At 33.3% G+C, this 19,932-nt stretch carries 22 protein-coding genes; 12 read left to right on the top strand and 10 right to left on the bottom strand.

What is annotated here, in order from left to right; translation table 11 throughout:
- The first annotated feature begins 96 nt into the window (after window positions 1-96).
- Both AC1RRQ_RS10025 and AC1RRQ_RS10020 read left to right on the top strand, forming a co-directional pair.
- Window positions 97-1,008, top strand: coding sequence for an OmpA family protein (locus AC1RRQ_RS10025; RefSeq protein WP_493022884.1), 912 nt, complete (start codon window positions 97-99; stop codon window positions 1,006-1,008).
- A 16-nt stretch (window positions 1,009-1,024) separates the two neighbouring features.
- Window positions 1,025-1,585: a hypothetical protein gene (locus AC1RRQ_RS10020; RefSeq protein ID WP_493022883.1), complete on the top strand. Its 561-nt coding sequence runs from the start codon at window positions 1,025-1,027 to the stop codon at window positions 1,583-1,585.
- A gap of 470 nt (window positions 1,586-2,055) precedes the next feature.
- On the opposite strand, the gene AC1RRQ_RS10015 is transcribed toward AC1RRQ_RS10020, so the two are convergent.
- The 8 genes from AC1RRQ_RS10015 to menD all read right to left on the bottom strand — a co-directional run bounded on the left by AC1RRQ_RS10015 (window position 2,056) and on the right by menD (window position 11,229).
- Window positions 2,056-3,096 carry an o-succinylbenzoate synthase gene (locus tag AC1RRQ_RS10015; RefSeq protein WP_493022882.1) on the bottom strand — a complete coding sequence of 347 codons (1,041 nt, stop codon included), beginning with the start codon at window positions 3,094-3,096 and terminating at the stop codon, window positions 2,056-2,058.
- A gap of 93 nt (window positions 3,097-3,189) precedes the next feature.
- On the bottom strand, window positions 3,190-4,392 hold the full coding sequence (locus AC1RRQ_RS10010) for a tetratricopeptide repeat protein (protein WP_493022881.1): 1,203 nt from the start codon (window positions 4,390-4,392) through the stop codon (window positions 3,190-3,192).
- A 233-nt stretch (window positions 4,393-4,625) separates the two neighbouring features.
- Entirely contained in the window at window positions 4,626-5,303 is a 678-nt protein-coding gene (locus AC1RRQ_RS10005; protein ID WP_493022880.1) for a metal-dependent hydrolase, read from the bottom strand.
- 31 nt (window positions 5,304-5,334) lie between these two features.
- Window positions 5,335-6,297, bottom strand: coding sequence for a 1,4-dihydroxy-2-naphthoate octaprenyltransferase (gene menA, locus AC1RRQ_RS10000; protein WP_493022878.1), 963 nt, complete (start codon window positions 6,295-6,297; stop codon window positions 5,335-5,337).
- Between the two features lie 165 nt (window positions 6,298-6,462).
- Entirely contained in the window at window positions 6,463-7,296 is an 834-nt protein-coding gene (locus AC1RRQ_RS09995; RefSeq protein WP_017498510.1) for a 1,4-dihydroxy-2-naphthoyl-CoA synthase, read from the bottom strand.
- 831 nt (window positions 7,297-8,127) lie between these two features.
- Entirely contained in the window at window positions 8,128-8,982 is an 855-nt protein-coding gene (locus AC1RRQ_RS09990) for a CvfB family protein (protein ID WP_493022877.1), read from the bottom strand.
- 144 nt (window positions 8,983-9,126) lie between these two features.
- Window positions 9,127-9,471, bottom strand: a complete 345-nt coding sequence (locus tag AC1RRQ_RS09985; RefSeq protein WP_493022876.1) for a DUF2853 family protein — start codon at window positions 9,469-9,471, stop codon at window positions 9,127-9,129.
- Between the two features lie 93 nt (window positions 9,472-9,564).
- The gene (gene menD / locus AC1RRQ_RS09980; RefSeq protein ID WP_493022875.1) at window positions 9,565-11,229 is read right to left on the bottom strand and encodes a 2-succinyl-5-enolpyruvyl-6-hydroxy-3-cyclohexene-1-carboxylic-acid synthase; all 1,665 of its coding nucleotides are present in this window, start codon (window positions 11,227-11,229) and stop codon (window positions 9,565-9,567) included.
- A gap of 176 nt (window positions 11,230-11,405) precedes the next feature.
- On the opposite strand from menD, the gene AC1RRQ_RS09975 reads away from it, so the two are divergent.
- Together AC1RRQ_RS09975 and AC1RRQ_RS09970 are read left to right on the top strand one after the other, a co-directional pair.
- Window positions 11,406-12,581, top strand: a complete 1,176-nt coding sequence (locus tag AC1RRQ_RS09975) for a thioredoxin family protein (RefSeq protein ID WP_493022874.1) — start codon at window positions 11,406-11,408, stop codon at window positions 12,579-12,581.
- 72 nt (window positions 12,582-12,653) lie between these two features.
- Window positions 12,654-13,151: a GNAT family N-acetyltransferase gene (locus tag AC1RRQ_RS09970; protein WP_493022873.1), complete on the top strand. Its 498-nt coding sequence runs from the start codon at window positions 12,654-12,656 to the stop codon at window positions 13,149-13,151.
- A 258-nt stretch (window positions 13,152-13,409) separates the two neighbouring features.
- Here AC1RRQ_RS09970 and AC1RRQ_RS09965 read toward each other — a convergent pair whose 3' ends face one another.
- Window positions 13,410-13,997, bottom strand: a complete 588-nt coding sequence (locus tag AC1RRQ_RS09965; RefSeq protein ID WP_493022872.1) for a glutathione peroxidase — start codon at window positions 13,995-13,997, stop codon at window positions 13,410-13,412.
- Between the two features lie 354 nt (window positions 13,998-14,351).
- Window positions 14,352-14,477 carry a hypothetical protein gene (locus tag AC1RRQ_RS09960; protein WP_493022871.1) on the bottom strand — a complete coding sequence of 42 codons (126 nt, stop codon included), beginning with the start codon at window positions 14,475-14,477 and terminating at the stop codon, window positions 14,352-14,354.
- 278 nt (window positions 14,478-14,755) lie between these two features.
- Here AC1RRQ_RS09960 and AC1RRQ_RS09955 point away from each other — a divergent pair, with 278 nt between their 5' ends.
- From AC1RRQ_RS09955 to arsB, 8 genes are all read left to right on the top strand, one after another.
- On the top strand, window positions 14,756-15,286 hold the full coding sequence (locus tag AC1RRQ_RS09955) for an RNA polymerase sigma factor (protein WP_053473258.1): 531 nt from the start codon (window positions 14,756-14,758) through the stop codon (window positions 15,284-15,286).
- Window positions 15,286-16,074, top strand: coding sequence for an anti-sigma factor (locus AC1RRQ_RS09950; RefSeq protein ID WP_493022870.1), 789 nt, complete (start codon window positions 15,286-15,288; stop codon window positions 16,072-16,074). The genes AC1RRQ_RS09955 and AC1RRQ_RS09950 overlap by 1 nt, the downstream gene beginning before the upstream one ends.
- A 75-nt stretch (window positions 16,075-16,149) precedes the next feature.
- Window positions 16,150-16,533 carry a DoxX family protein gene (locus tag AC1RRQ_RS09945; RefSeq protein WP_493022869.1) on the top strand — a complete coding sequence of 128 codons (384 nt, stop codon included), beginning with the start codon at window positions 16,150-16,152 and terminating at the stop codon, window positions 16,531-16,533.
- 18 nt (window positions 16,534-16,551) lie between these two features.
- A complete protein-coding gene (locus AC1RRQ_RS09940; RefSeq protein WP_493022868.1) occupies window positions 16,552-17,280 on the top strand; it encodes a DUF3667 domain-containing protein in 729 nt (242 codons plus the stop codon).
- A gap of 86 nt (window positions 17,281-17,366) precedes the next feature.
- Entirely contained in the window at window positions 17,367-17,699 is a 333-nt protein-coding gene (locus AC1RRQ_RS09935; RefSeq protein ID WP_071638035.1) for an ArsR/SmtB family transcription factor, read from the top strand.
- A gap of 17 nt (window positions 17,700-17,716) precedes the next feature.
- Window positions 17,717-18,190: a DUF6428 family protein gene (locus AC1RRQ_RS09930; RefSeq protein ID WP_493022867.1), complete on the top strand. Its 474-nt coding sequence runs from the start codon at window positions 17,717-17,719 to the stop codon at window positions 18,188-18,190.
- A gap of 22 nt (window positions 18,191-18,212) precedes the next feature.
- The gene (locus tag AC1RRQ_RS09925; protein ID WP_493022866.1) at window positions 18,213-18,833 is read left to right on the top strand and encodes an arsenate-mycothiol transferase ArsC; all 621 of its coding nucleotides are present in this window, start codon (window positions 18,213-18,215) and stop codon (window positions 18,831-18,833) included.
- Window positions 18,834-18,835: 2 nt separating this feature from the next.
- Window positions 18,836-19,903: an ACR3 family arsenite efflux transporter gene (gene arsB / locus AC1RRQ_RS09920; protein WP_493022865.1), complete on the top strand. Its 1,068-nt coding sequence runs from the start codon at window positions 18,836-18,838 to the stop codon at window positions 19,901-19,903.
- Window positions 19,904-19,932 lie beyond the last annotated feature (29 nt).

Genomic DNA, 19,932 nt, shown 5'->3' with positions numbered 1-19,932 from the left:
TTTTAGCGGTCTAAAATGCAACCAATTTAACTGATTATTAATATGTTGTGCATTTTTATTTTCGTTAAATTTGATTGAATCTTAATTTCTATACTTATGTCTAAAAAAGCACTTTACCTATTAGGCATTGCGATAACCATAATTTTAGGTACTTTTTTGTACGTAAAGTTGTGCTGTAATTGCGGTGTGACTGAACCGGCGGCTGATACCGAAAAAGTACCGCCAACGGCAATTAAGAGCGATAATTTTGTCCCTTTTGTATTGAATGGCTCTGGATTTGAATATCAAACCCATGATAATTTGAAATTCCTGAAAAACAATTCGGCCTTAATTCAGCCAGTAAGCGACTCTGTAGCAATTGGAATTGAAAATCTTAAAACCTTTTTAGTTTCAAATCCAAAACAGAAAATAACCATTACGGGTTATGCCACTTCTGATGAAACGAATACGACCAAATTTGAAAATCTTGGTTTGGCAAGGGCAAATGATGTTAAGAACTTCTTTGTTTCTAAAGGATTAGCTTCTTCTCAGTTTGATACCAAAGGAGAGATTATCAATAGCTGGAAAACAAGCGCTGATACGCTTCTAGGCCCAGTAGAATATAACTTTGAAGCTGCTGATACAAGTCCCCCCGCTAATGACGAATGGTCTGCGTTAAAAGAAAAAATCAATGCGAATCCTTTAACCCTTCATTTTAATACGAATAAATCGAGTTTAAATTTAAATGAAGAAGACAAACAAAAGATAGCTGATATTATTAAATATTTAGGTGCTGTAAAAGATGCTTCTGTCTTGATAGTTGGTCATAGTGATAACGTAGGAAATCGAGAGCCTAACATCGTTCTGGCACAAAAACGAGCTGAATTTTCTAAAAACTATTTAATTAAAAATGGCATTGAGGCTTCGAGAATAGAAACAGAATCTAAAGGTCCTGACGAGCCAGTTGGTGACAATGCGACGGCCGAAGGAAAAGCCAGCAATAGACGAACAGTAATTACAATCAAATAATTAAAAAATACTTATTATGAATATACCATGTATCTTAATACCGATTTTAGTGGGGTTAATCTGTGGAATTTTGGGTTACTTACTAGGAAAATTAAATTCAAAAGGAGATGATTCACTTGCAGCATCATTACAAGCAGATTTAGATGCCTGCAAAGCCAATACGAAGAATTTGAATGCCAAAATATCTTCTTTGGAGGCAGATTTGGTTTCAGCCAATCTTAAAGCTAAAGCTTCAGCATCGGCTCCTAAATCATTTGTAGCAGAAGCTCCTGCATTTGTATTCGACAGTGCGCTGGCAGCAACTGTATTGGGCAAGAAAATAAAACAAGACGATTTGAAAATTGTGGAAGGAATTGGACCAAAAATCGAAGCTTTGTTTAACGATGCGGGAATTAAAAGCTGGTACGATTTATCACAATCTTCTACCGAAAGACTACAATCCATTCTGGATTCGGGCGGAGAAAACTATGCGATTCATAATCCAAGCACCTGGGCAAAACAAGCTTTGTTTGCTTATGAAGGAAAATGGAAAGAGCTAAAAGAATGGCAGGAAAACCTGATTGGTGGAAAAGAGTAAAGAGATAGGCTCAAAGATGCAGAGTTGCAAAGGTTCAAAGTTTTTACTTTGTTCTTTTGCAACTTTTTTATTTCCCTTAACCTTTTTTCCAAGAGCTTTTTGATTTAAAAACTACAAAAACTGCGTAAAATCAACATTTATTTCATTGAAATTTGATTATTTAAATAAAAAATGCTCCAACGGAGCATAATATTTATAGCAATTATGTATAACGTGATTTCAAGCTCCAGAGGAGCGAAACATGTATTCTTTAAAAATATGTCGCTCCTCTGGAGCTTTTTCGTGCATGGAAATAAATTACGCTATAAATATACAGCTCCTCTGGAGCTTTCACAGCAAATAGAAAATGTGGAAATAGCTAATATAGAATTAAAATCTCAACTTAATTAAAAATTGCCCTTTCTACTTTGTCTCTCTGAACCTTTGAACCTTTGAGCCTTTGAACCTTTGAGCCTTTGAACCTTTGCCCCTCAAACAAAACCTTTTGAATCCCAGTTCTCGCTTGTATCGTACCGCAGTTGTCCTTTTAAAACTTTTAGCGGACAATCGAAATTATTGGTATAAAGCGCTCCGGTTCCTAATCCCTGAGGCATTTTTGAGTTTTGAAGGAATGTCCATTGCGCAATCGCATTTAATCCGATGTTGCTTTCTAAAGCAGAAGTAATCCACCAGCCAATATTGTATTTTTCTGCCAATGTAATCCATTCTTGAGTTCCTCTGAAACCTCCTATGAAACTTGGTTTTAAAATGATGTATTGCGGCTTGATTTCCTGCAGTAGTTTTTCTTTTTCTTCGAATGAAAAAACGCCTATTAATTCCTCGTCTAATGCGATTGGAAACGGCGTAATTTTACATAAATCAGCCATTACGGAAACGTTTCCTTTTTTTATGGGCTGCTCAATACTATGCAGCTGAAATTTACTTAATTGATTGAGTTTATCTAAAGCTTCGTTTAAAGGAAACGCACCATTGGCATCAACGCGGATTTCTATTTCATCTGCTGAAAAATGACTGCGGATAAAAGCTAATAATTCGAGTTCTTTTTGAAAATCGATTGCACCAATTTTAAGTTTGATACAGCTAAAACCATCGGCTAATTTTTCTTCAATCTGCTCTTTCATAAAAGCCGGTTCGCCCATCCAGACCAAACCGTTTATTTCGATAGATTGTGTATTTTTAGTAAAATCAGATGGAAAAAGTAAATACGGATTTTCGCTTTTTAAGGATAAAAAAGCCATTTCGATTCCGAATTGTATGGAAGGAAATTCTAATAAAGATTCCCAAAGTGCTTTTTCTCCTAAATGAATATTATCGCATACCCACTTTAGTTTGTCTTCATAATCGTCACGATCGTCGGCACTCAAGCCACGCAGAATACCACACTCGCCTATTCCTTTTTTACCGTTTTCTTCAAGAATGATAAACCAGGTTTCTTTTTCGGTCATAACACCTCGAGACGTTCCAGAAGGACGCTTAAACTCGAGCATGTATTTGTGATAAGATGCGTTCATTTTTTTTTAAGGTGCTAAGGTACTAAGGTGCTGAGAGACTAAGGTGTCAAAAAACTAAAACTTAGTACCTTAGTATCTCAGCACCTTAGCACCTCAATTATATAATTTTAAAACTTTCTCGAAGTCTTTTGAAGGTAATCCTGCTTTTTCGAACAGCACAAAATCAGATTTTGTTTTGTCTTTCCAGCTTAAAATGTCAGTAACATTTTGGTTTTGATATTTTTTATAAATTGCTTTAGCATCGCTGTAATTATCGCTCACCAGATAAACGTGTGCTAAATTTAGTTTGATCAGCAATTCTGTATTATCTAATTTTTCGCCTTCCTGAAGGAACTTCAATGCTTTTGCGTATTGCTTGGTCAAAATATAGCAGAAACCAATAGAATTGTAATCTAATGCACTAGCTTTTCCGTCGTTAATAATGGTATTTAATTTAGGAATTGCTTCGTTGTATTTTTGCTGTTTTATTAAGCCGGAAACCTGATTTCTTAAGTCGTTATAAACGTTTTTCGAGATATCGGCATCTTTATAACAAGCGTTTCCGAAGTCCTTGTAAACTTTTGTTTTTTCGACCGCTAATAATTTTTGAAATTCGGTATAACGGTATTGTTTCATGATTTTCTCCAGAATACAAACGCAAAAATCATCAGAATTGGCCATTTTTTGAGCCATTGTAGATGTTTTACATAAACTGATAATTTCATTTTTGTTGTCCTGATTCCAACCGCGATTCAATTTGATATCGACCCACGGCACCACTTCTAAAACTACTTTTTGACTCAAAAACCAGTTCTTGCTTTCAAAGCCAAACCAAATGTTGGTCGTATTTTGTTTTAAACAAGAGTTTTTATCTAGTGAAATACGTTTAGCATCTTTGCTTACAGGTTCTTTTTGAGAATAGCAGGCATCGTCAACTTTTCCGTCGGTGATGTATTTTTTAGTGCTTTCGCTTGAAGTAAAAAGCGAATAAGTACATTGATCATCTCCGGAAATGTTAGACATTAAGAAAACTGCTCCTGCAGAACCCTGTCCTATTCCGTAAGGATCTGGAATAGATTTTAGTACCGAAACCAAACTGTTGGCCATTTGCTGATTTTTGTCCAGAAGTGTAATTCTGTACACAATTTCGGTTGTTCCTACTGGTAAATCTTCTGTTTTTACAACAATACGATCGCCGGCAGAAACCTGAATTTCTTTTGTAGTAGCGCGTTCTTTATCCCAATAACCATCTTTTTGAGCAAAAGAATGGCAGGCTGAACTAAGTAATAGGATTAAAAATATTCTTTTAAGATTCATATATGTTTTAAATCTTTTGCTACTAATTTTCACTAATTTTTTATTTGCCACAGATTGCATAGATTAAAGTGATTCACTGCTTCATTCTATGACATATATTATGCCATTTTTTTTTAATGAAACCGAATGCCCTAGCCCCGATAGAAGTGATATCCTTTTACGGCGGCGTTCGCCGTAAAAGATATAGCGGATAGCGGGATTAGCTCCTTATTTTGATTATGTTCAGGATACTATTATAATTCTATAGACTCTCCAACATTTAAAAGCATCAAATCTTTTCCTTTATCAAAGAATTTACGAATTGCATCTTCGTGGTCGATTTCGATGTAACCAAAGGTATCAAAGTGATATCCGAGGATTTTATCACATTCTACAAAGTCAGATGCGATGATGGCATCTTCGACATCCATTGTGAAATTATTTCCAATTGGAAAAACAGCTAAATCTAATTCTGTTCTTAACGGAATTAATTTCATGTCCATTGTAAGGGCTGTATCGCCGGCAATGTAGATGTTTTTGTGTTCGCCTTCGATTACAAATCCGCCTGGATTTCCGCCATACGAACCGTCAGAAAAAGAACTTGAATGAATTGCGTTTACATATTTTACTTTTCCAAAATCGAAATTCCAGCTTCCGCCATGATTCATTGGATGTGAGTTAAACCCTTTTTTTGCGTAATGGCTCGTAATCTCGGCATTTGAAACAATTACTGCATTGGTGTTTTTTGCAATAGTTTCAACGTCTAAAACGTGATCGCTGTGTGCGTGGGTTAGTAAAATATAATCTGCTTTTAATGTATTTATATCAATTGATGCCGCTCTTGGATTTCCAGAAATAAAGGGATCAACAATGATGTGTTTTCCTCCAACTTCGATGCCTAAAGATGCGTGTCCGTAAAATGTAATTTTCATTTTTAAAAGATTTTAAAAGTTGAACTTAAGTTTATCTTCCGCCCAGGAAAAGGTTAACAATAATGTCTGAAATCAAGGAAATCATACATACTGTTAAAAGGATTGAAAGTAAAAAAGTGCTAAGTGCCAGTTTTTTTAATTCCGGATCTAAAAGCTTAGGGTTTTGATTTTTATAAACAGTAATTAAATGTTTAGTTAAAGGTATGTAAGCCAATAAAAACAAATACTGATCGAAATTATAATCGCTTAAAACAGCAAAAATGACAACCAAAAGCATAGCTGTTATAATGATCGTAAAATGATAAATCTTAGCTTTTGCACCTCCCATTTGCACTACGATGGTATTTTTACCTGATTTTCTATCTGATTCTTCATCGCGCATATTATTTAGGTTTAATACTCCAACGCTTAATAAACCAATTGAAACGGCCGGAAGGATTAAAAGCGGATCTACTTCTTTTGAATATAAAAAGTTAACACCCAATGTACTTACTAATCCGAAGAAAATGAAAACGAATACGTCTCCAAATCCTCTATATCCGTAAGCTGAATTTCCTACTGTATAACGAATTGCTGAAATAATAGCTGCGATTCCTAATAACAGGAAAAAGATTGAATAACCGAAATTGTCTTGTCCAAAAGCAAAATAAATCAGGATAATAGCTGACAATAATGTCAATACCGATGTGATTATAATGGCTTTTTTCATGGCTTGCGGCGTGATAATACCACTTTGTATGGCACGCTGCGGGCCTACTCTGTCTGCATTATCTGTACCTTTTACTCCGTCTCCGTAATCGTTGGCAAAATTGGATAAAACCTGCAAACCAAGTGTTGTTAAAAGTGCGAATCCAAAAATTTTCCAGCTGAAAACTTCGGTTGGTGTATTGATGGTTTCTGTTGGGTTTGAAAGTGCATAGATACTTCCAACTATAATTCCGGAAACTGATAAAGGTAATGTGCGCAGTCTGGCGGCTTCAATCCAATGTTTCATGTTTTAATTTTAGATTTTAGAATTTAGATTTTAGATTGTTGGATTCTTTTATTTTTAAAAATCTAAAATCTGTAATCTAAATAAATATTGTTTTTTTAATCTAGAGTTGAGATGCCAGTTTGAGATTTAAAAAATCTAAAATCAGCAATCTAAAATCTAAAATATTTATGGCAGCCATTTATTTTCGCCAAAATTTGGTTTTCTTTTTTCTAAAAAGGCATTTCTTCCTTCTTTTGCTTCTTCGGTCATGTAGGCTAAACGAGTGGCTTCTCCGGCAAAAACCTGCTGTCCTACCATTCCGTCGTCGGTTAAATTCATGGCGAATTTTAGCATTTTGATAGAAGTTGGTGATTTTTGAAGAATTTCCTGTGCCCATTCGTAAGCTGTTGCTTCTAACTCGTCATGAGGAATTACAGCATTTACCATTCCCATGTCCATAGCTTCCTGAGCAGAATAATTTCTTCCTAAAAAGAATATTTCGCGTGCTTTTTTCTGTCCTACCATTTTAGCAAGATAAGCAGATCCGTAACCACCGTCAAAGCTGGTAACATCAGCATCTGTCTGCTTAAAAATAGCGTGTTCTTTACTGGCCAAAGTCATATCGCAGACTACGTGCAAACTATGTCCGCCGCCTACAGCCCATCCCGGAACTACTGCAATAACTACTTTTGGCATGAAACGAATTAATCGTTGTACTTCTAAAATATTTAAACGGTGCTGACCGTCTTCGCCCACATATCCCTGGTGGCCGCGTGCGTTTTGATCGCCTCCGCTGCAAAATGAATAAACACCATCTTTTGTCGAAGGACCTTCTGCAGAAAGCAATACTACTCCAATTGAAGTATCTTCTTGTGCATCGTAAAAAGCCTGGTATAATTCTGAAGTTGTTTTGGGTCTGAAAGCATTTCTAACATTTGGTCTGTTAAAGGCTATTCTCGCAACTCCGTTACATTTTTTATAGGTTATATCTTCAAATTCTCTGGCAGTAATCCAATCCATTTCTATTTGTTTTATTTTAAAAAATTATAGTGTAAAAATAAAGCATTTTTTACATTTTTACCTATTGATTTTTGTTTAAGTGCCTGCTAATTTTTGTTTCAATGTTAACAAATGGGGTGCCCTGACAAAAAATAACACTTTTTAACATTGGTTTTAGAAAATAATGAGTAATTTTACACCCTAGAAATCAATTAGATACAAGTTATTTAGTTGATACTAAGATTGATTTTCTTTCACTGATTTATTAACCTAAAAAATGATTTTTTTGAGAAAATTTAAAAAATTTGTCGCTCATTTTTTTAAGGTTTTAAATAGTAAACCTTCTATGAATGAGCAAATGATTTATTCGTTTGTCAAGACTTCAAAGAGGAGATAGTAACACCTAAGGTTAAACGCTAGAATTGTTTAGTAATTAGTATCAAAATGATTACGAAAAGAGGAAAAAATGCTAACTAAAACTTCTATAAGTTATTTTATTAAACCAAATGGATTAGCCGTGAAATCAAATTTTTGATTTTAAGATAAACGCATCAATTGTTAAAGACATACCATAAAGAAAGTAGTTTCAAAAATTCGTAAGGCTATTACTTTCAATATGAATTCGAATTATTTTATTTCTGTTTTTTTTTAATTACAATTTTTTTTAAAACTAGAATAAAAAGAGAAAGGCTGCTTGTAATGAGCAGCCTTTCTTGTTACAACGTGTTTGAATTTTCAATATTTAAATACCAAATTCCAAAGGTTAAATTCTAAAGTTTTAAAATCCCAAATTCCAATATATAAGCATTACATTGGAATTTGGGATTTTAGAATATTGGATTTTAAAAAAAATTATTCTTTTACCAGATATATTCCATCTTCTTTAATCTCAATGAGTTTCTCTTTGTACAAGGCTCCTACAGCCTTTTTAAAGGTCTTTTTACTCATTTTTAATACTGTTTTAATATCTTCAGGATGCGAATTATCATTTAAACGTAAAAAACCTCTATTAGCTCTTAATTCGTCTAAAATTTTTTCGGCATTTGGTTCTATACTCTGGTAACCTTGAATTTGCAAAGCAACGTCTATTTTATTATCAGGACGAATGGTTTTAATATAACCACGCATTCTGTCTCCGGTTCTAATAGCATCGTCATACACTTCATCTTTGTACAAAAGTCCTTTGTGCTGCTCGTTGATGATCACATTAATTCCAATTTCTGTAATATGCGATACGATCAAATCGACTTCTTCGCCTTTTTCTACAGTTAAATGATCATTACTCAAAAATTGATTGGTTTTACTTGAAGCCACCAAACGATTGGTTTTTTCGTCTTTATAAAGGTAAACTAAATAACGTTTTCCTTTTTCCATTGGGCGTGCCTGTTCTTTAAACGGCACCAGAATGTCTTTCTCCATTCCCCAATCCATAAAAGCACCAACCTGATTGATGTAATTTACTCTTAAAAGTGCAAATTCATTCAATAAGATATAAGGTTCAAGCGTAGTGGCAACCGGACGTTGTTCGTGGTCTAAGTAAACAAAAACAACCAGTTCTTCGCCTATTTCAAATTCGTTTGGAACGTATTTATTTGGTAATAATACATCGTGAATCCCGTCTGGATCTTTTTCAGGATTTCCTAAAAAAAGACCAACTTTGGTATCACGTAATATAGTAAGTGTATTGTATTTTCCTATTTCAAGCATATTCTTTAAGGTTCTAAGCTGATAAGCAACTAAGTTTCTAAGGCGCAAATGTACGAAGTTTGAAAATGGTAAACAGAAAAATGTTTTAAAGATGGGCTATAAAAGCAAAAAGCGTCCTATTTCTATGACGCTTTTAGTTTTTTGTTATTTATTATAAACACTTTCTTTTTTAAAATGAACTGTTAAAAGGTAATATACAACGGCTCTGTATTTGTGTTTATTAGATTTACCGTATTTCTCTAAAACTTCGTGAATAGCATCATGTAAAGCTGGAGTATCGGCTAAACCTAATTTCTTAATTAAAAAATTATTTTTAACGGTATGAATCTCTGAATCCTGTGTTCCTGCTACTGTAGACGCATCTGCATTATAAATTGATGGTCCGCACCCAATGGTTACTTTTTTCAACAAATCCATGTTTGGAGTTACTCCGCATTTCTCTTTTAAATCTGCTGCATACTTTTGAATTAACTCGTCTCTTTTACTCATAATAAATTTAATATTGGTTACTATTTATGCAGCCAAATCTAAATAATAAAATGAGGTAAAACTAATTTTTAACACTATTTAACTTACAATAATTTAAACAAGCTCTTTAAAGTATTGTTTTAGAATAATGTCATTCTCTAAAGTAGGTGTAAAAACTTCTAAGATTCCAGGTGCTTCGTTTGAGTTGTACAGCAATTCTAAGCTTTCATTTAACGAATTAGTATCATCTGCCTTAAAATAATTGCATTGATACATTTTGGCTAAATGTTCTGCTGTTAAATGATGTGAGGTTTCAAAATAGGTATTAAAAACAGGTTTCTCTTCATGTCCCGGTAAAATCCTGAAAATCCCTCCTCCTCCATTGTTAATTAAAACAATTTTGAAATTTTTAGGAATGTAAGCGTTCCATAAGGCATTGCTGTCGTATAAAAAGCTGATATCGCCCGTAATAAAAATGGTTTGTTTATCGCTTGCTACGGCTGCGCCTACAGCTGTTGATGTGCTGCCGTCAATTCCACTTGTTCCGCGGTTGCAATATACTTCGATTGAAGGATCTATTTCTATTAATTGTGCATAACGAATCGCCGAACTATTGCTGATTTGCAGCTGACTGTTTTTAGGAAGTGATTCTATTACTTTTTCGAATACTTTAAAATCTGAGAAAGTAATTTTACGTAAATATTCTTCTTTTTTTATTTTTCTTAAATCGTAAATTTTATCAATTTTTGAGAAATATTTACTCGAAACAAATGCTGTTTTTGGAAGCAGTTCTTTGAAAAAATCATTAGGCTCCATTACAAAATGTTTACTTAAAGCATTGAATGTGTTATAAGCACGTAAAGTATCTATATGCCAGTGATGTACAGGTTTGTATTTACGCAAAAAAGCTTTGATACGTTTCGATACTATCATACCTCCAAAAGTGATTAAAACTTCTGGTTCTAATTCTTTAAAATCAGAATCGTCAAAAGGTGTAATTAAACTGTCTATACTATTAATAAAGCTTGGATGATGTAAATTTGATGTGGTCTCTGTAAGCACTACAATTGACGGATCTTTGGCGAAGTTTTCCAGAATTTCCTGATCAACAGAATTAGCTTCGTTTATGCCGCCAATAAGGATTAATTTTCTTTTTGAAGTATTCCAAATAGAAACAGCTTCGGCTTCGTTATCTATGATTTTTGTTCCGAGAGTTTCCTCTGAATTAGTAATTTTTGGTTCAACAGAAAGTTCTGAAACGGTTTCGTATAAAGGCTCTTCAAAAGGTGCATTAATATGAACTGGTCCTTTTTGAAGAATGGCGGTTTCAATGGCTTGATTGATTTTTAAATCATTTTCAACAGAAGCATCTTCGGTTAAATTAGCATTAAAAACAGAATGATTTAAAAAGACATTTTCCTGACGAATGGTTTGTCCGTCGCCAATATCAATTTTACTCTGCGGACGATCTGCAGAAATAACAATTAAAGGAATCTGGCTGTAAAAAGCCTCGGCTACAGCCGGATAATAATTTAATAAGGCGGAACCAGATGTACACACGACGGCAGTTGGCTTTTTTGTCTGCTGGGCAATTCCCAACGCAAAAAAAGCGGCGCAGCGTTCATCGGCAATACTATAACATGTAAAATTGGGATTTTGCGCGAAACCTATAGTTAAAGGCGCATTTCGTGAACCTGGAGAAATTATAATATTGTGAATTCCTTTTGCTGAACAAATCTCGATAATGCTTTGTGCAAGCGCTATTTTGGGGTAAATCATTCTAAATAGTGTATAATATTCTAAGAAAATTTATACTTCAAAATTTTCTTTTACAATTACAAAGTTACAAACTTCGCGTCTCATTTAACTTATATATTAGGAAGATATTAAGACTGTTTTTAGAAAAAGGGGATATATTTGTAAAACAGAATTTTCTTTATTAAAATAAACCGTTTATGCGTTTCTTATATTTATTTTTTCTTTTCGTTTCGCTGCAAGCTGTACAATCTCAAAATCAATTTTCTGTTGACGGAATATCATACAAAACTGCACTGGAAAATGCTAAAACACAAGGCAAACCTGTTTTTGTTATGCTTTATGCCGATTGGTGTCCGCATTGTAATTTAATGAAAAAAGAAGTTTTCAGCGATCCTAAAGTGATGGATTTCTTGAACAGCCATTATATCTGTATTTGGAAAAATATTGAAAAAGAAGAAGGAATGGCGCTTAAAGACAAGTTTAAAACCACTTCACTTCCGGCATTTTTGTTTTTAGATTCGAATGAAACGCTTTTATATGCTTTAAAAGGCGAAATGAAAACGGCTGATTTTTTAGCCGAAGCCAATTATGCTTTGAATCCTAAATTTCAGCTGCCTTATTTAGAAAAAGAATTTTTGGCTGATCCGAGTAATTCTAACAAGTATTTTAATTATTTGAATACTTTAAAGAAAGGAAGAGACAGAACGGCATTATCGATTCCAACGCATATTTATCTGGAGACACAATCTGATGCGCAATTGGTAAGCGAAACCAACTGGCGTGTTATTGCAAATGGCGTTACTGATATCAATTCGAGAGAGTTTCAATATGTTTTAAGCCATCAAAAAGAATTTGCTGCCGTGGCTTCGCAAAATCGTGTAGATCGCAAGGTAGAAAGTATTGTAAACGAATTGCTTCGTCCTTTGGTTGATAATTTAGATACCATAAACTATTATAAACAGAGAGAAGTAGCAAAATCTATCCGACTGCAAAAAACGGATTCTCTTGTTTTTAAATTTGATTTAACGCTGGCTGAACGTACTGAAAAATGGAATTTCTATAAAAAGGTAACCCTTGAAGACACTGAAAAATTGGTCTGGAATGATGCCAGCTTCTTAAAAGATATCGGTCAGACATATTTAAAACATATTAATGATACCGAAAGTTTAAAAAAGTCTATTTCGTGGGTGAAACATTCTTTAGAATTAAATGATTCTTACGATGGAAATTTACTCGTTTCGAAACTTTACAATAAAATAAAAGATAAAAAACTGGCATTAAAATATGCCAAAGACGCTAAAGCAATTGGTAAAGAAATGGGCTGGAACACCAAAGATGTCGATACTTTACTTGCCGAATTAAACTCCAAATAAACCTAAAAACACGAATTTCACGAATTAGCACTAATTTTTTTGTGATGTGCATTTGTGACAAAAAACAAAACTATGAGCCTTATTCTTAGACCTGCAACTGTAAATGATTTAGAAAAAATTCTTGAAATTGTAAATCATTCTATTCTGCATACAACTGCAAATTATAGTTATGATATTCAAACTCTTGAAGTACAAACAAAATGGTTTGAGGATAAAAAAGCAAAAAACTTACCAGTTGTAGTTGCCGATTTAGATGGTGAAGTGGTTGGTTTTGGAAGTTATGGGCAATTCAGGGAAAAAATTGGTTACCAATATACCGTAGAACATTCTGTTTATGTGGTTGATAATATAATTGGAAAAGGTATTGGATCGAAATTATTAACGGAATTAATCCGCTTGGCAAAAGAGCAGGGATTTCATGTTATGATTGGCGCAATAGACGCTGATAATGCCGGAAGTATTGCATTTCATGAAAAGTTTGGTTTTGCAGCAACAGGAACAATCCGTGAAGTTGGTTATAAATTTGATCACTGGCTTGATCTGGTTTTTATGCAGCTTATTTTGACTTAACTTTTATTGGCTGATGCGCATTGGCACACGGATGACACGGATTCGCTAAAGCGAAAACACGGATTGACGCGGATTTTGTCATTGCGAGGAACGAAGCAATCTCATTTTGCAATTATAACCAGCACTTACGACAGTGTGATTGCTTCGTTCCTCGCAATGACAACCTTTGCCCCTCTGCAACTCTATCTCTTTGAACCTAAAAAAAATCCCCAAATTTGAAATTCAAATTTGGGGATTTATATTTTTAGAAAGTTCTAATTAGCTTTTAATCCAGTTAATAACTTCTGGTTCTGTTACTAATGTTTTAGGTTTGATTACTTTTACCAGCTCCCCTTTTTCGTTGATTAAGTATTTTTGGAAATTCCATTCTACTTCTGAATCCTGTAAACCGTTTTTAGATTTTTGTGTAAGGAATTTATAAACATCACACATATCATCTCCTTTTACAGAAACTTTATTCATCATTGGGAACGTTACGCCGTAATTTTGCTGGCAGAAAGTTTCGATTTCTTTATTGGTTCCAGGCTCCTGAGAAGCGAAATTGTTTGCCGGAAAACCTACAATTACAAATCCTTTGTCTTTGTATTGTTTGTAAACTGCTTCAAGATCTTTGTACTGAGGTGTTAAACCGCATTTTGATGCTGTGTTTACAATCAGGATTTTTTTGCCTTTTAAAGACGCAAAATCAAAAGTGTCACCTGATAAATCTTCAACCTTAAACTGATAAATTGTTTCTTTTGTCATAGCCTTATCTGATTTAGATAATTTGTTTTTGCTTGTTTGAGCCTGAGACTGTGCGCTTAGAAAAAAGACCGCACTGCAAGCTATAAATAGTAATTTTTTCATTGGATAATTTTTTATAAAATTAGTTAAAATCTGATTTACTGTGCTTCATTATTTTTATTAATTATAAGTTAAATAAATGAAGCCCGGCGTTAATCAGACGCCGGGCTTCCCCCCATACAAACAAATCAAACCATGAATTAATCTTTGTTTCTTTTATATTTTTTAAATTATAGTTGATGCCCCGGTTATATTTGAAAATTTTACTTCATCTCAATCACACTATTTCTATCTTTCAATGGCGTTTATAAGTGGAAATTTCTGTTCTTTTATACTGCGTGATCAAACATAATATTAAATAATTTTCGATTGGAAGTCCGAGGACATCAACTAATCAATTTCTTTATTGTTCTTTCTTTATAAAACTACTTCTACTTTATTTTGAGTTATTTCTTTTTTAAAATCACTTGCATTAAAATTTATAAGTGACAAAACGGAGGTTAACCCTACAATTAAAATTTTTATTTTTTCTATTCCAGTCATAAATACGTTATTCTAAAAAAATATTTTTTAATTAATTCTCTAAAGCGTTTTGCTTCTTCATTTTCTTTTATAATGTTATATACGTAAGCAGTTTGCTTTTGGATTTAAAAAAAGTAAAAAAAATTGCACTTTTTTATGCTTTTTTCTGTCAACCCTTTATTTTCCTAAGGTTTGGACTACTAAAAAAAATATTATTTTTCACAAAAAAATAAATTATCTTTATCTCAGGTTATAAAATAATGTTTATAATTTTTTGTTTAAGCTTTAAATCCAAATCTATGAGTCAAGAAGAATTATTAGTTTTAATTTACAAAAAAGACGAAAGAGCTTTTACCCATTTGTACGATATGTACTCAAAGAGTTTATTTTCGGTGATAAACGTTCTAATAAAAAATCGAGAAGAAGCCGAAGATGTTTTGCAGGAAGTTTTTGTAAAAATCTGGAAAAACATCGATTCTTATAACGAAAGTAAAGGCCGATTTTATACCTGGATCCTTAATATAGCTAGGAATACATCAATTGATAAGCTGAGATCAAAAAATTTTAATAACAGCCAAAAAAACCTTTCCTCGGATAATTTCGTAAATCTGTTAGATGACAGTAATAAATTAATTAATAGAATTGATACAATTGGAATTCAGGAGTTCGTTAAGAAGTTGAAACCAAAATGTATAGAAATTATTGATTTGTTATTTTTTAAAGGATATACCCAACAAGAAGCTTCAGAAGAATTGGCATTGCCACTGGGAACTATCAAAACTCAAAACAGAAACTGTATTAACGATTTAAGAAATTATCTAAAAATATAATGGAAGCACAAGAATATATTGAATCAGGAACTCTAGAACTTTATGTTTACGGTTTATTAACCGAAAAGGAGAATATAGAAATAGCCGAACTGGCGAAGAATAATCCAGAAGTAGACAAGGAAATTATTGCGATCGAAAAAGCTATTGTAGCATTATCATCAAGCTTTGCTCCTTTCCACTCTGTTGAAAACTTCGAAAAAATTAAAGCCCGTTTAGAACTTAAACATGGTAAAGTTGTCGAATTACAACCTAAGTCAAACTGGACCCAATATGTGGGCTGGGCAGCTGCGGTATTATTACTGTTAGGTTTTGGATATCAGACTTTAGAATTGACGAAATCAAAAGAAGCTATTTCTACTGTTGGAACTGAAAAAAATAAAATCCAAAGAGAATATGCATTCTTAGATCAGCAGAATAAACAAACCGAGAAAAACCTTAGCATTGTTAGAGATATTAAAAATACAGGTGTAACACTTGGCGGTCAGGCCGTTTCTCCAACATCGTTTGCAAAAGTGTACTGGAATAAAGAAACTAAAACGACTTATATTGATGCTGCAGGTTTACCAACGCCTCCAAAAGGAATGGTGTATCAGGTTTGGTCTTTAAAATTAAGCCCGGTTCTTACGCCAACAAGTATTGGTTTACTGGATAACTTTGAAGGAAATACTCAAAAAATATTCGCTGTAAGCCAGACAGATTCGGCTGAGGCATTTGGTATTACTTTAGAGCCAGCCGGAGGAAGTTTAACACCTACAATGGAACAACTGTATACTTTAGGAAAAGTTTAAAAACTAAATTACTATTAAATATAAAGCGCATATTAACTACTTTTAATATGCGCTTTTTTTATATCAGCTAAAACTATGAACGGAAATTTACTTTTAAGAATTGCTACTGCCATAATTTTACTGACTCATTCTGTTTTTGGAATGTTTGACAACGGAGTAAATGATTTTGGGAATTTGTATTTAAATCAAATTGGCTTTGCTCCTTTTGGCGTTTTTTTGGCTTGGTCTATTAAACTTTCGCATGTTGTGGCCGCTGTATTATTATTGATAAATAAATACGTTAAGCCAGCTGGTTTTGTAACCATTTTTGTATTGATTATGGGCATTATCTTGGTTCACTTTCAGGAAGGATGGTTTGTTGTGGGCGGCGGAAGAAACGGTGTTGAATACAATTTTTTATTAATTTTCGTTTTATTAGCCATTATGTATCCAAATGGTTTTACCGCTAAAACGAATTGATGACGATTGCTTTAAAGTATGGAAATAATTTGCAAAAACTGTCGGCATTCTTTTAAAGGAAATTATTGCAATAATTGCGGTCAAAGTGCTGATACGCATAAAATAAACGTGCACTTTTTATGGCATGACATTCAGCATGGGTTATTGCATTTTGATAAAGGCATATTGTATTCTTTAAAGCAATTATTTACAAGGCCTGGACATTCTATTCGTGAATTTATTGAAGGCAAACGAGTTAATCATTTTAAACCGCTTTCGCTGGTTGTAGTTTTGGCCACCTTGTACGGATTTTTATACCATTATTTCCATATCAATTTATATTCTGAAACCAAAGATGTGAGCGGTATAGATTATTTGAAGTTTAACGAATGGACATCAACTCATTTTTCGTGGATTACAATTGGCACGATACCTCTTTATACTGTTGGAACTTTTATCTGCTTTAAAAAACAAGGCTATAATTTTGTTGAGTTTTTTGTTTTAAATACGTTCAAAGCTTCTCAACGATTATTTGCTCATATTCTTACCTTTCCGCTTTTGTATTATTTTAATGGAACGCCCGAAATCTCACTTCTTGTTAAAATTTTATATGCATTTGACGTTGTGCTTATTTTTTGGACCAATATTCAATTTTTTGATCGAATTAAAAAAAGTAAGGCATTTTTATTATCTCTATTGAGTCATTTTATTTTTTTGATTCTCTTTTACCTTATTGTAATTTTCGTTATTCTATTGATCGGAAAATGATATAACTTATTTTTTTTGAAAAAATACTGTTAAAAAATATATTCGGATTTATTTATATCGTAATATTGCAATATAAAAATAACACAATGGGAGCAACTAAATCAGATCACTTTACAGAAAGCCAAAATGAATTGGCAGTTTTAACTAAAGCACTTGGGCATCCTGCCCGAATTGCGATTATAGAATATCTATTAAAAGTAAATACTTGTATTTGCGGAGATATCGTAAATGAACTTCCTCTTTCGCAGCCTACAATTTCACAGCATTTAAAAGAATTAAAAAATGCAGGATTAATTAAAGGTAATGTCGAAGGAAATGCCATTTGTTATTGCATTAACGAAAAAGGCTTTGAAAAAATAAAAGGTTTTCTGGGTGTTGTATCGCTTCATCTAGAAAAACGAAATAACGAATGCTGTTAATTATTAAATAGAATATTATGAAACTTTCAGAAATTAAAGAAATTCTAACTACAGTTGAAGCCGTAAATTTTCAGCTTCCTAACGGAAATTTTGTTCCGGAACATTTTCATGTAACCGAGGTTGGTTTAATAACCAAAAACTTTATTGACTGCGGCGGTGTTGTGCGCAATGAAACAGTTGTAAACTTTCAGCTTTGGGACGCCAACGATTTTGAACATAGATTGAAACCTAAAAAACTAATTCATATTATTGAACTTTCTGAAAAGGTTTTAGGAATAAAAGATTTTGAAATTGAAGTTGAATACCAAGACACTACAATTGGTAAATACGATTTAGCCTTTAACGGAAAAGATTTTCTTCTTTTAAATAAAATGACAGCTTGTCTGGCACAAGAACAATGCGGGATTCCTACTGAAAAGACAAAATTAAATCTAACACAATTGAGCCCTGATAGCGGTAATTCCTGTACGCCAGGCGGTTCTTGCTGCTAATAACTAATTTTAAAATCTAATTATGAATACTGTATTCCCTGAGATTAAAGAAGTAGTTTCATTCTTTAATTTTGAAACCATTACCATTGAACGTAAAAACATTCTGCAGCCTCTAATCGATTTTATCCAATCTAAAAGTGATGCTGCTTTAGCAATACGATTAAATCTAATTTGCACTCATAATTCAAGAAGAAGTCATTTATCGCAGGTTTGGGCACAAACGGCGGCTTATTATTATAATGTAAAAAATGTAAGCTGCTATTCTGGAGGTACCGAAGCTACAGCATTATTCCCGAAAGTGGCTGAAACGCTTTCGAAATCAGGATTTAGAATTAAAAAAATAGCTGAAGGAGAAAATCCGGTATATGCCATAAAATTTGCATCAAATGAAAATCCGGTAATTGGTTTTTCTAAAACTTATGACGATGCTTTTAATCCTGAAACTGGTTTTGCTGCTATAATGACTTGTTCGCAGGCAGATGGCGGCTGTCCGTTTATAGCTGGAGCTGAAAAGCGCATTCCAATTACATTTGAGGATCCAAAAGCATTTGATAATTCACCAGAACAAGACAAAAAATATACAGAAAGAAGTCTGCAGATAGCAGCTGAAATGTTTTACGTCTTTTCTCAAATAAAGAAATAATCATGTCTGCAGCTAATTGTTTTCCGGCAAATAAACCCAAAAAGCTCGGGTTTCTGGATCGTTATTTAACCATTTGGATTTTTCTTGCCATGGCTGTTGGGGTTTCAATTGGATATTTCATTCCGTCGAGCAAAAACTTCATAAACTCCTTTTCTTCTGGAACGACAAATGTTCCGCTGGCCATTGGGTTAATTTTGATGATGTATCCTCCTTTGGCAAAAGTAAAATACGAACGCCTTAAAACTGTTTTTACGAACGTAAAAGTTCTGGGGGTCTCTTTATTTTTAAACTGGATAATAGGCCCGGTTTTAATGTTTGCATTAGCATTGCTTTTTCTGAACGAATATCCGGAATATATGATTGGGCTCATTTTAATTGGATTAGCGCGCTGCATTGCTATGGTTGTAGTTTGGAACGATCTAGCCGATGGAAACAGAGAATATGCCGCAGGATTAATTGCGTTGAACAGTATCTTTCAGGTTTTTCTTTATAGTTTTTATGCATACTTATTTATAACTGTTTTGCCTCCCGTTTTTGGTTATACAGGTTTTAATGTAAACATAAGTATTGGCCAAATTGCAGAAAGTGTTGGCATTTATCTGGGAATTCCGTTTGCACTTGGTATAATTACACGATATGGATTAATAAAAGTAAAAGACAAAGAATGGTTTGAACAAAAATATATTCCGTTCATCTCTCCTATTACTTTAATTGCATTGTTGTTTACCATTATCATAATGTTCAGTTTAAAAGGAGAATTGATTGTTACGATTCCTTTGGATGTTTTTCGCATTGCTATTCCTCTCGTTATTTATTTTGCTTTTATGTTTGTTTTGAGCTTTTTCATAGGGAAATATTTTGGTGCCGATTATTCTAAAAGCACCGCAATTGCTTTTACTGCTACGGGAAACAATTTCGAATTGGCTATTGCAGTTTCAATTGGAGTATTCGGAATCAACAGCGGACAGGCATTTGCAGGAGTAATTGGCCCGTTAGTTGAAGTTCCTGCTTTAATTGCATTGGTAAACGTTGCATTTTGGTTTCGGAAAAAATATTTCTCTAAAACATAGAAAGGTAAAACAAAATATTCATTCATAAA

Source organism: Flavobacterium sp. GW821-FHT12A05, assembly GCF_058807735.1.
Note: the sequence above shows the minus strand (reverse complement) of the source record. Positions and strands in the feature narration are given on the sequence as shown.

Bases quoted from the DNA above. Each gene is read 5' to 3' on its own strand.
- AC1RRQ_RS09930 (WP_493022867.1), top strand. From the start codon at position 17,717: ATGAAACTTTCAGAAATTAAAGAAATTCTAACTACAGTTGAAGCCGTA.
- AC1RRQ_RS10020 (WP_493022883.1), top strand. From the start codon at position 1,025: ATGAATATACCATGTATCTTAATACCGATTTTAGTGGGGTTAATCTGT.
- AC1RRQ_RS09960 (WP_493022871.1), bottom strand. From the start codon at position 14,477: ATGACTGGAATAGAAAAAATAAAAATTTTAATTGTAGGGTTAACCTCC.
- AC1RRQ_RS09935 (WP_071638035.1), top strand. From the start codon at position 17,367: ATGGGAGCAACTAAATCAGATCACTTTACAGAAAGCCAAAATGAATTG.
- menD (WP_493022875.1), bottom strand. From the start codon at position 11,229: ATGATTTACCCCAAAATAGCGCTTGCACAAAGCATTATCGAGATTTGT.
- AC1RRQ_RS09950 (WP_493022870.1), top strand. From the start codon at position 15,286: ATGGAAGCACAAGAATATATTGAATCAGGAACTCTAGAACTTTATGTT.
- AC1RRQ_RS09940 (WP_493022868.1), top strand. From the start codon at position 16,552: ATGGAAATAATTTGCAAAAACTGTCGGCATTCTTTTAAAGGAAATTAT.
- AC1RRQ_RS09985 (WP_493022876.1), bottom strand. From the start codon at position 9,471: ATGAGTAAAAGAGACGAGTTAATTCAAAAGTATGCAGCAGATTTAAAA.
- AC1RRQ_RS10025 (WP_493022884.1), top strand. From the start codon at position 97: ATGTCTAAAAAAGCACTTTACCTATTAGGCATTGCGATAACCATAATT.
- AC1RRQ_RS09990 (WP_493022877.1), bottom strand. From the start codon at position 8,982: ATGCTTGAAATAGGAAAATACAATACACTTACTATATTACGTGATACC.
- AC1RRQ_RS09995 (WP_017498510.1), bottom strand. From the start codon at position 7,296: ATGGATTGGATTACTGCCAGAGAATTTGAAGATATAACCTATAAAAAA.
- AC1RRQ_RS09975 (WP_493022874.1), top strand. From the start codon at position 11,406: ATGCGTTTCTTATATTTATTTTTTCTTTTCGTTTCGCTGCAAGCTGTA.
- AC1RRQ_RS10010 (WP_493022881.1), bottom strand. From the start codon at position 4,392: ATGAATCTTAAAAGAATATTTTTAATCCTATTACTTAGTTCAGCCTGC.
- menA (WP_493022878.1), bottom strand. From the start codon at position 6,297: ATGAAACATTGGATTGAAGCCGCCAGACTGCGCACATTACCTTTATCA.
- AC1RRQ_RS10005 (WP_493022880.1), bottom strand. From the start codon at position 5,303: ATGAAAATTACATTTTACGGACACGCATCTTTAGGCATCGAAGTTGGA.
- AC1RRQ_RS09965 (WP_493022872.1), bottom strand. From the start codon at position 13,997: ATGAAAAAATTACTATTTATAGCTTGCAGTGCGGTCTTTTTTCTAAGC.
- AC1RRQ_RS09925 (WP_493022866.1), top strand. From the start codon at position 18,213: ATGAATACTGTATTCCCTGAGATTAAAGAAGTAGTTTCATTCTTTAAT.
- AC1RRQ_RS09970 (WP_493022873.1), top strand. From the start codon at position 12,654: ATGAGCCTTATTCTTAGACCTGCAACTGTAAATGATTTAGAAAAAATT.
- arsB (WP_493022865.1), top strand. From the start codon at position 18,836: ATGTCTGCAGCTAATTGTTTTCCGGCAAATAAACCCAAAAAGCTCGGG.
- AC1RRQ_RS10015 (WP_493022882.1), bottom strand. From the start codon at position 3,096: ATGAACGCATCTTATCACAAATACATGCTCGAGTTTAAGCGTCCTTCT.
- AC1RRQ_RS09955 (WP_053473258.1), top strand. From the start codon at position 14,756: ATGAGTCAAGAAGAATTATTAGTTTTAATTTACAAAAAAGACGAAAGA.
- AC1RRQ_RS09945 (WP_493022869.1), top strand. From the start codon at position 16,150: ATGAACGGAAATTTACTTTTAAGAATTGCTACTGCCATAATTTTACTG.